The sequence below is a fragment of the Pantoea alhagi genome (genome assembly GCF_002101395.1).
GTDB lineage: Bacteria > Pseudomonadota > Gammaproteobacteria > Enterobacterales > Enterobacteriaceae > Mixta > Mixta alhagi.
The window spans coordinates 1583982-1599496 of the sequence record NZ_CP019706.1 but is presented as its reverse complement, the minus strand read 5'-3'; the positions used below and the strand labels follow the sequence as shown (position 1 = coordinate 1599496).

The window sequence follows — 15515 nt, the reverse complement described above, 5'->3', positions numbered from 1 at the left end:
TATGAAATTTATTGTAGAACGCGAGCAATTACTTAAACCGCTACAGCAGGTGAGCGGTCCGTTAGGTGGCCGTCCGACGCTGCCTATCCTTGGCAACCTGCTGCTGCAGGTGAATGATGGCAGTCTGTTGCTGACCGGTACTGATTTAGAAATGGAAATGGTGGCGCGCGTAGCATTAACGCAGCCGCACGAACCGGGCGCCACTACCGTACCGGCGCGTAAATTTTTAGATATTTGTCGTGGCCTGCCGGAAGGCGCGGAGATCAGCGTAGTACTGGAAGGTGACAGAATGCTGGTGCGCTCAGGGCGCAGCCGCTTTTCGCTCTCCACGCTGCCCGCCAGTGACTTTCCGAATCTTGATGACTGGCAGAGCGACGTTGAATTTACCCTGCCGCAGGCGACGCTGAAACGTCTGATTGAGGCGACGCAGTTCTCCATGGCGCATCAGGATGTGCGTTATTACCTTAACGGCATGCTGTTTGAGACCGAAGGGGAAGAGCTGCGTACCGTAGCGACTGATGGCCATCGCCTGGCGGTCTGCTCTATGCCGGTCGGCCAGTCGCTGCCGAATCATTCGGTGATTGTGCCGCGTAAAGGGGTTTCCGAGCTGGTACGTCTGCTGGACGGTGGCGATACGCCGCTGCAAATTCAGATCGGCAGCAGCAATATTCGCGCGCACGTCGGCGATTTTATCTTTACCTCCAAGCTGGTTGACGGTCGTTTCCCGGACTATCGTCGCGTGTTGCCGAAAAACCCGGATAAAACGCTGGAAGCGGGCTGCGATCTGCTGAAGCAGGCGTTTGCGCGCGCCGCTATCTTATCCAATGAAAAATTCCGCGGCGTGCGGCTCTATATCAGCCAGAACCAGCTGAAAATTACGGCGAACAACCCGGAACAGGAAGAAGCAGAAGAGATTCTGGACGTTACCTATGGCGGCAGCGATCTGGAAATCGGCTTTAACGTCAGCTATGTGCTGGACGTGCTGAACGCGTTGAAATGCGAAAATGTGCGTCTGCTGCTGACAGACTCCGTTTCCAGCGTACAGATTGAGGATGAGGCCAGCCAGAGCGCTGCGTATGTCGTGATGCCGATGCGTCTCTAGTTAACCCGGCGCGCTGGAGCAGGGTTTCCAGCGGCCAGTTTAACCGTTCAGGCACAAGGGAAACAGAGGCTGGAATGATTCGCTCAGAGCGTGTTTTTCCCGCTGCCAAAGCGGCTCCAGCCCTTGTAAAATGCCGGATCATCCCCATATTGTGTAGATAAGTAAGCCTTTGCTTATTGCCTGTGCGCTAAGCAAAGTCAGCCTTGAGATAAGGCTGCCTGCTGTCACTCCATCTCTTTGGATTATTTCATGGCTTTAACCCGCCTGCTGATTAAAGACTTCCGTAATATCGAGCAAGCCGACCTGGCGCTGGCGCCGGGCTTCAATTTTTTGATTGGCGCAAACGGCAGCGGTAAAACCAGCGTGCTGGAGGCCATCTATACGCTGGGTCACGGGCGCGCGTTTCGCAGCCTGCAGGCGGGCCGCATTATTCGCCATGAGCAGGACGCGTTTGTCCTGCATGGCCGGATTGACGGCACCGAGCGGGAAACGGCGGTGGGCCTGACAAAAAACCGCGCCGGCGACAGCAAGGTGCGTATTGACGGCAGCGATGGTCATAAAGTTGCCGAGCTGGCGCAGCTGCTGCCGATGCAGTTGATTACGCCGGAGGGCTTTACGCTGCTGAACGGCGGGCCGAAATACCGTCGCGCCTACGTTGACTGGGGCTGTTTTCACAACACGCCCGGCTTTTTCCTGGCGTGGAGCAATCTGAAACGCTTGCTCAAGCAGCGCAATGCCGCGCTGCGTCAGGTATCGCGCTACCAGCAAATTGAACCCTGGGATCGTGAACTGGCGCCGCTGGCGGAACAGATTAGCCGCTGGCGCGCGGAGTACAGCACGGCGATAGCGGCGGATATTACCGCCACCTGCAGCCAGTTTTTACCGGAGTTTGCGCTGGATTTCTCTTTTCAGCGCGGCTGGGATAAAGAGAGCGACTACGCCGAACTGCTGGAGCGGCAGTTTGAGCGCGACCGGGCGCTGACCTATACCGCCAGCGGTCCCCATAAGGCCGATTTTCGTATTCGCGCCGAGGGGACACCGGTTGAAGATTTACTGTCTCGCGGACAGCTGAAATTACTGATGTGCGCGCTGCGTCTGGCCCAGGGTGAGTTTCTTACCCGGCAAAACGGACGTCGCTGCCTCTACCTGATCGATGATTTTGCCTCTGAGCTGGATGAGAGCCGTCGCCGCCTGCTGGCGGACCGGCTTAAAGCCACGCATGCCCAGGTTTTTGTTAGTGCTATTGGTGCCGATCATGTCATCGATATGACTGACGAAAAGGGCAAGATGTTCCGCGTAGAACAGGGTAAAATAGCGGTTCAACCTGAAGATTAAATGAGCGAGAAACGTTGATGTCGAATTCTTATGACTCCTCAAGTATCAAAGTCCTGAAAGGACTTGATGCGGTACGCAAACGCCCGGGAATGTATATCGGCGATACGGATGACGGCACCGGTCTGCATCACATGGTATTCGAGGTCGTGGATAACGCCATCGACGAAGCGCTCGCAGGCCACTGTAAAGAGATTACCGTTACTATCCACGCTGATAATTCCGTATCGGTGCAGGATGATGGCCGTGGCATTCCTACCGGGATCCACCCGGAGGAAGGCGTTTCGGCAGCGGAAGTGATCATGACCGTACTGCACGCGGGCGGTAAGTTCGATGACAACTCCTACAAAGTCTCCGGCGGCCTGCATGGCGTGGGCGTTTCGGTAGTTAACGCGCTTTCTGAAAAGCTGGAACTGACCATTCGTCGCGAAGGTAAAGTGCATCAGCAGACCTATGTGCACGGCGTGCCGCAGGCACCGCTGGCGGTCACAGGCGAAACCGATTTGACCGGTACGCGCGTGCGTTTCTGGCCAAGCCATCAGACCTTTACCAACGTTGTGGAATTCGAATATGAAATCCTGGCCAAGCGTCTGCGTGAGCTGTCGTTTCTGAACTCCGGCGTGTCTATCCGTCTGGAAGACAAACGCACGGATAAAAGCGATCACTACCATTACGAAGGCGGCATCAAGGCCTTTGTTGAATACCTGAACAAAAACAAAACGCCTATCCATCCCAACGTGTTCTACTTCTCTACCGAGAAGGATGGCATCGGCGTGGAAGTGGCGCTGCAGTGGAACGACGGTTTCCAGGAAAACATCTACTGCTTCACCAACAACATTCCGCAGCGCGACGGCGGTACGCACCTGGCGGGCTTCCGTGCGGCGATGACGCGTACGCTGAATGCCTATATGGATAAAGAAGGCTACAGCAAGAAAGCGAAAGTCAGCGCCACCGGCGACGATGCGCGTGAAGGCCTGATTGCGGTAGTCTCCGTGAAGGTGCCGGATCCGAAATTCTCCTCTCAGACCAAAGATAAACTGGTCTCTTCCGAGGTGAAATCGGCAGTTGAATCGCAGATGAACGAGCTGCTGGCGGAATACCTGCTGGAAAACCCCTCCGATGCGAAAATCGTCGTTGGCAAAATTATCGATGCGGCGCGCGCGCGCGAAGCGGCACGTCGTGCACGTGAAATGACCCGTCGTAAAGGCGCGCTGGATCTGGCCGGTCTGCCGGGCAAACTGGCCGACTGTCAGGAGCGCGATCCGGCGCACTCAGAAATTTACCTGGTGGAGGGTGACTCCGCAGGCGGTTCAGCCAAGCAGGGTCGTAACCGTAAGAATCAGGCGATTCTGCCGCTGAAGGGTAAAATCCTGAACGTAGAGAAAGCGCGCTTCGATAAGATGCTCGCTTCGCAGGAAGTGGCAACGCTGATCACCGCGCTGGGCTGCGGCATTGGCCGTGACGAATATAACCCGGACAAGCTGCGTTATCACAGCATCATTATCATGACCGATGCGGACGTCGACGGCTCGCACATTCGTACGCTGCTGTTGACCTTCTTCTATCGTCAGATGCCGGAAATCATCGAGCGCGGCCACGTTTATATTGCGCAGCCGCCGCTGTACAAGGTGAAAAAAGGCAAGCAGGAGCAGTACATCAAAGATGATGAGGCGATGGATCAGTATCAGATCGCCATTGCGCTGGATGGCGCAACGCTCCATACCAACGCCAGCGCCCCTGCGCTGGGCGGTGAGCCGTTGGAAAATCTGGTTTCCGAGTACAACAGCACGCAGCGCATGATCAAGCGTATGGAACGTCGTTTCCCGATGGCGCTGCTTAAATCGCTGGTTTACCATCCGACGCTGGAAAGCCTGGATAACCAACAGACGGTTACCGAGTGGATCGATACGCTGGTTACCCGGCTGAATGAAACAGAGACGCACGGCAGCACCTATGTTGCCAGCGTGCGCGAAAACCGCGAGCTGAATGTTTTTGAACCGGTACTGCGCGTGCGTACGCACGGCGTGGATACTGACTATCCGCTGGATAGCGAATTTATTCAGGGACCGGAATATCGCAAAATCTGTACGCTGGGCATGAAACTGCGCGGTCTGTTGGAAGAAGATGCCTATATCGAACGCGGCGAACGTCGTCAGCCGGTAGAGAGCTTCGAACAGGCGCTGGAGTGGCTGGTAAAAGAGTCGCGTCGCGGTCTGTCAGTACAGCGTTATAAAGGTCTGGGCGAGATGAACCCGGAGCAGCTGTGGGAAACCACTATGGATCCGGATAGCCGTCGCATGCTGCGCGTAACCATTAAAGACGCGATTGCCGCCGATCAGCTGTTTACCACGCTGATGGGCGATGCGGTTGAGCCGCGCCGCGCCTTTATTGAAGAAAACGCCCTGAAAGCGGCCAATATCGATATTTAACCGGTTCAGCGTTTTCAGCAGTCTGACGCCAGTCCTTGTGACTGGCGTTTTTTTATCTGGCGCGCCATAAGTTTGCGTCATACTGGTCATTGTGAGCTGGATCGCGCTAGCATTAAACCAAACCGAAAAACGAACGAGGACGTTATGGCGATAAAATTGATTGCAATTGATATGGACGGCACGCTGCTTAATCCCCAACACCAGATTACGCCGCGCGTTAAGCAGGCTATCGGGCAGGCGCGTGATAAAGGCGTGCATATCGTGCTGACCACCGGACGTCCTTATATCGGCGTGGAACGCTACCTGATGGAGCTGGATTTGCAGCAGGAAGGCCAGTACTGCATCACCAATAACGGCGCGCTGGTCCAGCGGGCGGTAAATGGTGATTGCGTCGCAGAAACCACCCTCTCGTTTGACGATTATCTGAAGTTTGAACAGCTGGCGCGCGAGCTGGGCGTGCATTTTCAGGCGCTGGATAAATCCTCGCTGTATACCCCGAACAAAGACATCAGCGAATACACCATTCATGAAGCGTATTTAACCGGGATTCCGGTGCGCTATCGCGCAGTAGAGGAGATGGAGCGTTCACTCACCTTCCCGAAACTGATGATGATCGATCATCCCGAACTGTTGGATGCGGCGATTGCCCGCCTGCCGCAAGAAGCGCAGCAGAATTACACCATCATGAAAAGCGCGCCTTATTATCTTGAAATTCTCCATCCGAAGGTGAATAAAGGCACCGGCGTTCATGCGCTGGCGCAGCAGCTACATCTGGCGCAGCATGAAGTAATGGCTATCGGCGATCAGGAAAACGACCTGGCAATGATTGAATATGCAGGTACCGGCGTGGCGATGGGCAATGCGATCGACTCGGTGATCGCTATCAGCCAGTTTGTCACTAAAACCAATGCGGAAGATGGCGTGGCGCATGCTATCGAAAAATTTGTGCTGTAAGCCATGGAAAAGCAGATAACTCATGCGGCGCGCAATCATCAGTTGACCAATACCAACGTCTGGACCGCCGACAGTCAGTGGCTGGTTTATGATGTGCGCCCTTCCGGTGCCTCTTTTACCGGCTTAACCATTGAGCGCGTTAATGTAGTCAGCGGGGCGACGGAAATCCTCTATCAGGCTCGGGACGGCGCTCACGTTGGCGTGGTTACCGTTAGCCCCGATATGCCGCCGCGCTATGTCTGTATCCATGGGCCGGAGCATCCGGACGCTGGCTGGCGCTATGATTTTCATCACCGCCGTGGCGTTATTATTCAAAACGGCAAGGCGGAAAATCTGGATGCCTGCGATATTACGCCGCCGTTTACGCCCGGCGCGCTGCGCGGCGGCTCGCATGTTCACGTTTTCAGCCCGGACGGCAGCCGGATCAGTTTTACCTATAACGATCATGTGATGCACGAATGGGACAGCAAAGAGGATTTGCGTAACGTCGGGATTGCCGTACCGCTGCATGCGGTTTGTCCTGTGAAACAGCATCCGCGTGAGTATGATGGCAGCCACTTTTGCGTGCTGGTCAGTAAAACCACCTCCACGCCACGGCCCGGCAGCGATGAGATCAGTCGTGCTTATGAAGAAGGATGGATCGGTCAGCAGGGCTATCTGCAGGCGGATGGCCGCCGTCAGCGCTGGGCGCTCGCTTTTATTGGCGATACGCGGGCCATTGATGGCAGCACGGTGCCGGAAGTATTTATTGTCGATCTGCCGGAAAAGCTGAACGATTACGCTCAGCCGGGCGATGCGCCGCTGGAAGGCACCGAAACCCGTTTGCCCGCGCCGCCACGCGGTGTTGTTCAACGCCGCTTAACCTTTACGCATCAGCGCCGTTTCCCCGGGCTGGCGACACCCCCGCGTCACTGGCTACGCAGCGCGCCGGATGGCAGTGAAATTGCCTGTTTGATGCGTGACGACCAGGGCGTGGTACAGCTATGGGGCATCCCGACCAGCCACGGCGAACCGCGCCAGATCACGCACGGCGAGCATGATATTCAGTCAGCGTTTAGCTGGCATCCCGATGGCGATCGGCTGGCTTTTATCTGCGATAACAGCGTAATGGTGTGCGAGCGCAACAGCGGAAAATTGAGGCGTCTGACGCCACGAAGTGAAACGCCGCCTTCAGGCGATGCGGTGGTGTTTTCGCCCGATGGCCGCCAGGTCGCCTTTATGCGTGACCTGGACGGCTACCGGCAAATTTTTACGGTTGCGGTGAGTTAATTGCCAACGGCGCGGCTTCCGCCAGATGTTCCTGGGTATGCGCCAGCTTCTCTGCTTCTATAACGCGCGCGCGCGGCGAATCGATAGATGGACTATCGTCAGCGCGCATATAGTCCCAGGGCAGCAGGAGGGTATCCAGCACGGCTGAGAAAGGGAGATCCACCAGCGCCAGGGGCTTCAGCGCCCAGCTGCTTTGATCGTCGGTCAACATTTCCGCGCTGGCGCGGGTGCCGGGATAATAGCCCTGACTGGCACCGGTGTGTGACATCATGCTGGAGCAGCCGGAGGTGCCGACCAATAGACTACAGGCCAGAAGCCCTGCTAAACGGTATTTCATTATCGCTTTCATCTTTTTATCCCTTCAGCCATAGCAGATTGCCTGACTGAGATTCCTTATCTGCGACGGGGAAAATCCCGGTCACTCTGTGGTGACTCTCGTCTGGATGTATGACGACATTTTCCCCTGAGTGTATGACATTCTCTGGTGTTTGCTTAAAAAAAAATCGCAAAACTCCCCTTGAAAGATAGTTAGCTATCCCCATTTTTTTATTACGGTCAGCGCGGCATTCGCCGAATGGGTTTGCCAGCGTGACCAGATAGCCTGTCCATCGTGGAAGGCTACGTTTAACCCACTCGCTGAAAATCAGGAGCTTTGTATTATGCGTAACTTTGACCTTTCTCCGCTCTATCGTTCATCTATTGGTTTTGATCGCCTGTTCAATCTGCTGGAATCTAACCAGAACCAAAGCAACGGCGGTTACCCTCCGTACAACGTAGAGCTGGTGGCGGAAAACCATTACCGCATCACGATTGCCGTAGCGGGTTTCGCACAGAACGAACTGGATATTACCGCACATGACAATATGTTGATTGTGCGTGGCGCACATCCTGAAGATCAAAACGAGCGTAAATATCTCTATCAGGGTATTGCCGAACGTAATTTCGAACGTAAATTCCAGCTGGCTGACCACATTGTGGTACGCGATGCCCGCCTGGAAAACGGCTTGCTGTACATCGATCTGGAACGCATCGTGCCGGAAGAGATGAAACCACGCCGTATCGAAATCCTGAGCTAATAAGCAAACCTGACGCCGCGGAAACGCGGCGTTGTTGTATTCGCACCCTGCAAAACATTAATCACGCTGCGCATGCACCGTACGCAGCGGCGTTAAGCGCCCGCCAAAAATATTAATCACCAGACCGACCACAATGATCATGGCACCAGTAATCTGACGCACAGAGAGCGTCTCTCCCAGCATCAGCGCCGCGCTAAGAATGCCTACTACCGGCACCAGTAGCGAGAGCGGCGCTACGCGCCAGGTTTCATAACGGCTCAGCAGTGTGCCCCAAATGCCGTAGCCGATAATCGTGGCGATAAATGCCAGATAAACCAACGCCAGCACCGTTTGTAGCTGGATATGCATCAGGCTGTGCATAATCGCAGCCTGACCTTCGAACAGCCATGAGCAAAGCAGAAAAGGCCCAACGGGGATCAGTGCACTCCAGACCACCAGTGACATAATGGGTACGTTACCGTTACGCATAATGACCTTATTGGTGATATTGCCCATGCCCCAACAGAGCGCGGCGGCCAGCGTCAGTAACATCGTGGTTACCGTCACGCCGCTGGCGGCCTGAACGCCATGCGCGGTCGTGGCTAACAAAAATATGCCGCCTGAAGCGATAACCATGCCGACAATATGATGCCAGCGCAGTTTATCCGCCAGCAGTAGCGCGCCGAGCAGCAGAGTGAAAAAGGCCTGAGCCTGCAGCACCAGTGAAGCCAGTCCGGCAGGCATGCCAAGTTTGATAGCTAAAAACAGAAAAGCGAACTGTCCGAAGCTGATGGTAAGTCCGTAGAGTGCCAGCCAGCGCAGCGGAACGTTAGGGGGACGCACAAAAAAGATAGCGGGCAGCGCGACCAGCGCAAAGCGCAGAGCCGCCAGCAGAAACGGCGGCATATCATGCAGCCCGACCTTGATAACTACAAAGTTAACGCCCCAGGCGACAACAACACACAGTGCCAGCAACAGATCTTTTACGGACATTGCCTCTCCCACTATCCATAGTTAACAAATTGTTAACTAACTTACTCGCATAGCTGACTGTTTGCTATACAGAGTTTGTAGCCATAAGGGAGAGGTATGGCTGAAAAGGCAGAGCGCGATAGCCGCTATTACAGCGCCCGCTCACTCCAGGCGCGATCCATCTCTTCAGCAAGAATTTTTACGGCCCGCTCAATTTTCTCACCATCCGGAACATAGTTCATGCGCATACACTGGTGCATATGCGGCCAGTCATGCGCCAGTCCAGGGAAAAAGAAGTGGCCGGGCACCATGAGCACGCCCCGCTGTTTCAGGCGCTGATAGAGCAGCTCGGTGGTGATAGGCAGCTCCTTAAACCACAGCCAGAGGAAGATAGCGCCTTCCGGCTTATGGATCAGGCAACGATCTTCCGGCAGATAGCGACGAATGATGCTGATGGTTTCCCGTACCCGTTGCTGGTAGAAGGGTTTGATGACCGTTTCCGACAGCCGCAGCAGATCGCCGCGCTGGATCATTTCCGTGGCGATGGCGGGGCCAACGCTGCCCGGCGCCAGGCTGATAATGCCGTTCATATTACTGATGGCGTCAATTACCTTTTCATCCGCCACGATAATCCCGCAGCGTGCACCCGGCAGGCCCAGTTTCGACAGGCTCATGCAGAGAATGATGTTGGGGTTCCACAGCGGACGCGCCTCGCTGAAAATAATGCCGGGAAAAGGCAGACCGTAGGCGTTATCAATCAACAGGGGAATATCATGCTGCTGCGCCAGCATATCCAGATGCAGCAGCTCCTCATCGGTAATAACATTGCCGGTAGGGTTGGTAGGGCGCGAAACGCAAATCAGACCCACTTCCTCGGTAATCGACAAATGGTCGAAATCGACGTGATATTTAAACTGGCCTTCCGGAAGCAGTTCAATATTAGGCCGGGCGGCCATAAACAGGTCTTCATCCAGCCCTGCATCGGCATACCCCAGGTATTCCGGCGTCAGCGGAAACAGAACGCGCTTTTTGGTGCCGTCAGCACGGCGTCCGGCATACAGATTAAACAGATAGAAGAAGGCGCTCTGGCTGCCGTTAGTCAGGGCGATATTTTTGGGCGAAATTTGCCAGCCCAGCTCTTCGCGCAGCAACGTTGCCAGCGCCTCCAGCAGCAGCGTTTTGCCGCGCGGGCCATCATAATTGCATAGCGCCTCGGTGAGCTTTCCCTCCTGGTGCATCTGCAGCAGCAGCTGATGAAAATAATCATCCATTGCCGGGATCTGCGCCGGATTACCGCCGCCAAGCATTACCGCGCCAGGCGTGCGCAACCCTTCATCCATGTCTTCCATTAAACGTGCAATGCCGGTATGGCGGGTAAATTTGTCACCGAAGAGAGAGAAGCTCATAGCTGTAAATCAATTGTGATGGGCAAGTATGGCTCTACCTTACCGTCAGGCGAAAGCCGATGCAAACGGCTTACCTGACGGTTATGGCGACAAAGCCTACGTTGCCCGCCGCTGAAACAAACGTTACCCAGCGCTGAAACGTATCAAGCTAATGCCTGTTTAGATCACATTTATATTGTCGCTGGATGCAAAAAATTCTCTAAAAGTGCGTTAACAATCTTATTTCATTATGGAAACAGGCGGTAAAAACGTGCAGGTGACTGCCATCACTGTTTTTCATATCCGTCGTTTGTAACCTGCTGGCTGTCTGGCTAAATCAATTCAGCTAAAGGATGAAAAAATGAAAAAAACTCTGGCAGCAATGACGATATCGATACTGTTTTCCACACCTGTTCTGGCGCAGTCATGGTTGCTGACGGATGCTGAAAGCGGCATGGACAAAGGCAACTGGTCTATCAGCAGTCAACAGCTGAAGCTGGATGGGCAACCCTTCAGCATTGAGCAAAAAGTTTTGCACGGCGGTAAGCAGGAGGGGACAAAAGTGATTACCCTGCGCAGCGATAATGGGCTGACTATCGCCCTTAGCCCCAGCCGTGGGATGGATCTGCTGCATGTTAACGGACACGGCGTGCGTATGGGTTGGGATTCGCCGGTAGATGAAGTGGTCAATCCCGCTTATATCAACCTGGAAAGCCGCAATGGCCTGGGCTGGCTTGATGGCTTTAACGAAATGATGGTGCGCTGCGGCTTTGAATGGACCGGTCATCCGGTAAGCAAGGATGGCATGCTCTATACGCTGCACGGCAAAGCGGGAAATACGCCTGCATCACGGGTTGAGATCGTTGTTGATGATCATGCGCCGCATGAAATCCGTATTCGCGGCCTGCTGAAAGAGCACACCTTTAAAAAAGCGAACTTCAGTACCTGGACAGAGCTACGCTATATTCCTGGTAGCGACAGCTTTACCATTCATGATGAGCTGACCAATCAAAGCGACTATCCGCAGGATTACCAAATTATCTATCACAGCAACTTCGGCACGCCAATTCTGGAAAAAGATGCCCGCTTTATTGCGCCGGTGAAAAGTGTCTCTCCCTTTAATGATTATGCGAAGCAGGGGTTAAAAAACTGGAGTACCTACGACGCGCCGACCAGGGGATTTGATGAGATGGTATTCAACCTGATGCCGCTGGCGGATGCGCAGGGCAAAACGGTAGCGGCGGTTATCAACAGTAAAGGCGATAAGGGCGCGGCCATTGAGTTTGATACCCATCAACTGCCGTTGCTGACGTTGTGGAAAAACACCGATACCCTGAAACAGGGTTACGTTACCGGTATTGAACCCGGCACCAACTACGCCTATCCGGTCACCATTGAGAAAGAGCAGGGACGGGTAAAACAGCTTCAGCCGGGGCAAACTCAGGCCTTCACTCTGACCTATACGCTGCTGAAAGATGCGCAGGCGGTACAAAAAGTAGAGCAGCGGGTTAAAACGTTACAGGGCGCTAACGCACCGCAGCTGGAAGAGAAACCGCTGGCAGTAGAATAAATATGTTGCAAGCGATCGCATGGGGCGATCGCTTTTACTGGAGCGGGTCGCTTAGCGCAGCACCTGGGGATTAACGCAGTTCTTTTCCACCTTGCCCGCCAGCGCGGCGATCAGGTTTTCTACCGCATCACGTGCCATGCCGTAGCGGGTTTCATGCGTTGCAGAGCCAATATGCGGCAGCGCCACGACGTTGGGCAGCTTCAGCAGTTCTGAATCGGCTGGCAGCGGCTCCTGTTCAAACACATCCAGTCCGGCAGCATGAATGGTTTTATCTTTCAGGGCCGCAATCAACGCCTGCTCATCCACTACCGGTCCACGGCCCGCGTTGATTAAAATGGCGCTCGGCTTCATTTTTGCCAACTGTTCCCGGCCAATCATATGATGCGTTTGCCCGGTCAACGGCAGGCTGATACACAGAAAATCGCACTCCTGCAGCAGTGTATCAAGATCGCAATATTGCGCGTTAAAGCGCGTTTCAGCTTCTTCATGATGTCTGCGGGCGTTATACAGAATCGGCATGCCGAAGCCGTGATGCGCGCGCTGCGCCAGCGCCAGACCAATGCGCCCCATGCCAAGAATACCCATCTTTTTGTGGTGCACATCGATGCCAAACCAGTCCGGCCCGATGCTGCGTTGCCACTCACCGGCCTTAACCCGCCCGGCAACTTCCACCACACGACGGGCGCTGCTTAACACTAATGCCATCATGGTGTCGGCAACGGTTTCCGTCAGCACGGTTGGCGTATGCATCAGCACAATGCCGCGCTGGTTCAACGCATCAACGTCGAAATTGTCATAGCCTACGGAAATCGTCGAGGCGGCGCGCAGCTTCGGCATTTTCTGCAGCAGCGCGTCATCCACTTTACAGCTGGAACCGATGATGCCCTCCGCACGGGCAAACAGATCCGCATGTTCATCTACGATTTCCGGCGTCAGGCCTTTAATGGTGGTTACGGTAAAGTGCGCATCAAGACGGGCACGTAAATCATCAGGCAACGTTTTGTACAACACCACTTCAGGCTTCATATCAGGCTCCATCCGCCGGTCAGGCGGTAAAACGAAAAGGAATGATTTGTGGTTTGAGGCCGGGCGAGCCCGGCCTTTACGCACGGGCTAATCAGGCGTGCCTGGCCGTGCGCCCGGGCGAGGGGGAGCGTTTGTTCTCCGCCGGTTTAACGATCAACGTCAGGAATACCGCCACCAGCAGCGCCACGCCCATGAAGATATAGGATGCCGCCGGGCTACCGGTTGCACCGTTAAGGTAGCCGACGATCCATGAACCCACAAACGAACCGAGCGCGCCCATGCTGTTGATTAGCGCCATCGCGCCGCCCGCCACGTTACGCGGCAGCATTTCAGGAATAATGGCGAAGAAGGGGCCGTAAGGTGCATACATTGCCGCACCGGCAATCACCAGCAGGCTGTAAGAGAGCCAGAAGTTACTGGAACCGACCAGCCATGAGCCAAGGAATGCCAGCGCGCCGATCAGCAGCAAAGGCCAGACGAACAGCTTACGGTTTTGCATCCGGTCAGAAGCCCATGACACCACAATCATCGCAATCGTTGCCGCCAGGTATGGCACGGCAGACAGCCAGCCCGCTTCAACCATGCCCATTTCGGTACCGTTGCGTAAAATTGACGGCAGCCACAGAACAAAGCCATACACGCCGATGCTCCAGGCGAAATATTGCATACAAAGGATAATCACATTGCGCGATTTAAACGCTTCCCGATAGTTGCGTACCGCTTTGATCCCCTCCTGCTCTTTACGCAGTTGCTCCTGCAGCGCAGCTTTTTCCTCTTCGCTCAGCCAGCTTGCCTGAGAGGGTTTATCCTGCACCAAAAACCACCAGCACACCGCCCACAGAACCGCCGGCAGCCCTTCAATAATAAACATCTCGCGCCAGCCGAAGGCGTTGATCAGATAGCCAGAGACCACCGACATCCACAGCACGGTCACCGGATTACCCAGGATCAAAAAGGTGTTAGCACGCGAGCGCTCCGATTTGGTAAACCAGTTGCTGATATAAATCAGCATTGCTGGCATTACTGCTGCTTCCACCACGCCCAGCGCAAAGCGGATTGCCGCCAGCATCGGGATATTGCTCACCACACCGGTCAGCGAGGCACAAAGCCCCCACAGGATCAGGCACCAGAACACCAGCTTTTTCACGCTGCGACGTTCAGCGTACACGGCGCCGGGGATCTGGAAGAAAAAGTAGCCGAGGAAGAACAGCGCGCCCAACAGGGAGGACATCCCTTTGGTAATGCCTAAATCTTCATTAATACCGGCTGCCGAGGCGAAGCTAAAGTTTGCACGATCGAGGTACGCCAGGCTGTAGGTGATAAAAATGATGGGGATGATATACCACCAGCGTTTCGGCGCGATTGTATGCTTGGTCATGAGCTTATCCTCTGTTGAGGCGCATATTCTGATGACGGCGTCATAGACATGCATCGTTATAACGAGTCGTAGGGTTTGTCGCTCAGTAGTCGCCCAGTTCGGCACGCGTCGGTAAACCTTCGCTATCACCGATCGCCTGGATAGCCAGCGAGCCAATCTTGTTGCCACGACGGATAGCCTGCGGCAGCGGCTTGCCTTCCAGCAGTGCGCTAATCACGCCAACGGCAAAACCGTCACCTGCGCCCACCGTATCCACCACCTTCTCGACGCGAATGGCCGCAACCTGTCCTTTATCGCCCGTGGCGGTTTTATACCAGGCTCCGTCGCCACCGGTTTTAATAATCACCGCTTTGACGCCTTTATCGAGATAAAAGTCAGCGATCGCCTCTGGCTGGCGGTAACCAGTGAGGATCAGGCCCTCTTTCTCACCCGGCAATACCCAGTCGGCATAGCTGGCCAGCTGATTAAGCTGTTTCACCATCTCCTGTTCGCTCGGCCACAGCACCGGACGCAGGTTAGGATCGAAAGAAAGGGTTTTACCCATGGCGCGCATCTCCTGCGCCGTATGGTTTAACAGCGCCAGCGAGCTGGCGGAAAGGGCTGCCGCCACGCCGCTTAAATGCAGATGACGAGCTGCGCCAAAATAGTCGCGGTCGAAATCTTCTACAGAGAGATGGCTGGCGGCGGAGCCTTTACGGAAATATTCCACCATTGGGTCGGAGCCATCCTCAACTTTCGATTTCAGTTGAAAGCCGGTGGGATAGCGCTTATCCGTGGTAACGCGCTGATGGTCGATGCCCTCTTTTTCCAATTGCTGATGAACAAAGCGGCCAAAGGCATCATCGCCAACCCGGCTTACCCAGCCCACTTTCAGACCGAGACGCGCCAGGCCGATAGCAACGTTAAGCTCCGCGCCGGCAATGCGTTTGGTAAAGGTTTCCGCTGCAGCCAGATCGCCTGTCTCTCTGGCGACGAACATCGCCATCGCTTCACCGATGGTCACCACATCCAGCGTGCCCTGCGGTTGGTTTTGGTTACTCATG

Annotated in this window: 13 protein-coding genes; 7 read left to right on the top strand and 6 right to left on the bottom strand. The window is 54.9% G+C overall.

All coding sequences use genetic code 11. The annotated features are described in order from the left end of the window. The first annotated feature begins 1 nt into the window (after position 1). The 5 genes from dnaN to B1H58_RS07450 all read left to right on the top strand — a co-directional run bounded on the left by dnaN (position 2) and on the right by B1H58_RS07450 (position 7086). Positions 2–1102 carry a DNA polymerase III subunit beta gene (gene dnaN, locus B1H58_RS07470; protein ID WP_085069133.1) on the top strand — a complete coding sequence of 367 codons (1101 nt, stop codon included), beginning with the start codon at positions 2–4 and terminating at the stop codon, positions 1100–1102. A gap of 249 nt (positions 1103–1351) precedes the next feature. Further along, on the top strand, positions 1352–2437 hold the full coding sequence (gene recF / locus B1H58_RS07465) for a DNA replication/repair protein RecF (protein ID WP_085069131.1): 1086 nt from the start codon (positions 1352–1354) through the stop codon (positions 2435–2437). 17 nt (positions 2438–2454) lie between these two features. Beyond that, the gene (gene gyrB, locus B1H58_RS07460; protein WP_085069129.1) at positions 2455–4863 is read left to right on the top strand and encodes a DNA topoisomerase (ATP-hydrolyzing) subunit B; all 2409 of its coding nucleotides are present in this window, start codon (positions 2455–2457) and stop codon (positions 4861–4863) included. A gap of 144 nt (positions 4864–5007) precedes the next feature. Next, the gene (yidA, locus tag B1H58_RS07455) at positions 5008–5817 is read left to right on the top strand and encodes a sugar-phosphatase (protein ID WP_085069127.1); all 810 of its coding nucleotides are present in this window, start codon (positions 5008–5010) and stop codon (positions 5815–5817) included. 3 nt (positions 5818–5820) lie between these two features. Next, positions 5821–7086, top strand: a complete 1266-nt coding sequence (locus tag B1H58_RS07450) for a DUF3748 domain-containing protein (RefSeq protein WP_085069125.1) — start codon at positions 5821–5823, stop codon at positions 7084–7086. On the opposite strand, the gene B1H58_RS07445 is transcribed toward B1H58_RS07450, so the two are convergent. Further along, on the bottom strand, positions 7067–7435 hold the full coding sequence (locus B1H58_RS07445; RefSeq protein WP_085069123.1) for a YceK/YidQ family lipoprotein: 369 nt from the start codon (positions 7433–7435) through the stop codon (positions 7067–7069). The two genes, B1H58_RS07450 and B1H58_RS07445, sit on opposite strands and share 20 nt — an antisense overlap. 310 nt (positions 7436–7745) lie before the next feature. Here B1H58_RS07445 and ibpA point away from each other — a divergent pair, with 310 nt between their 5' ends. Continuing rightward, the gene (gene ibpA / locus B1H58_RS07440) at positions 7746–8162 is read left to right on the top strand and encodes a small heat shock chaperone IbpA (RefSeq protein ID WP_085069121.1); all 417 of its coding nucleotides are present in this window, start codon (positions 7746–7748) and stop codon (positions 8160–8162) included. A 57-nt stretch (positions 8163–8219) separates the two neighbouring features. On the opposite strand, the gene B1H58_RS07435 is transcribed toward ibpA, so the two are convergent. Continuing rightward, positions 8220–9134 (bottom strand): EamA family transporter, encoded by a 915-nt coding sequence (locus B1H58_RS07435; protein WP_085069119.1) that lies wholly within the window; start codon positions 9132–9134, stop codon positions 8220–8222. Between the two features lie 128 nt (positions 9135–9262). Further along, a complete protein-coding gene (locus tag B1H58_RS07430; protein ID WP_085069117.1) occupies positions 9263–10519 on the bottom strand; it encodes a valine--pyruvate transaminase in 1257 nt (418 codons plus the stop codon). Positions 10520–10859: 340 nt separating this feature from the next. On the opposite strand from B1H58_RS07430, the gene B1H58_RS07425 reads away from it, so the two are divergent. Continuing rightward, positions 10860–12068 (top strand): aldose 1-epimerase family protein, encoded by a 1209-nt coding sequence (locus tag B1H58_RS07425; protein ID WP_085069115.1) that lies wholly within the window; start codon positions 10860–10862, stop codon positions 12066–12068. 51 nt (positions 12069–12119) lie between these two features. Here B1H58_RS07425 and ghrB read toward each other — a convergent pair whose 3' ends face one another. The 3 genes from ghrB to B1H58_RS07410 all read right to left on the bottom strand — a co-directional run bounded on the left by ghrB (position 12120) and on the right by B1H58_RS07410 (position 15514). Beyond that, complete coding sequence (ghrB, locus tag B1H58_RS07420) at positions 12120–13094, bottom strand: glyoxylate/hydroxypyruvate reductase GhrB (protein ID WP_085069113.1); 975 nt, start codon at positions 13092–13094, stop codon at positions 12120–12122. Between the two features lie 91 nt (positions 13095–13185). Then, entirely contained in the window at positions 13186–14472 is a 1287-nt protein-coding gene (locus tag B1H58_RS07415; RefSeq protein ID WP_085069111.1) for an MFS transporter, read from the bottom strand. Positions 14473–14554: 82 nt separating this feature from the next. Further along, positions 14555–15514: a sugar kinase gene (locus tag B1H58_RS07410; protein WP_085069109.1), complete on the bottom strand. Its 960-nt coding sequence runs from the start codon at positions 15512–15514 to the stop codon at positions 14555–14557. Between the last annotated feature and the right edge of the window lies 1 nt (position 15515).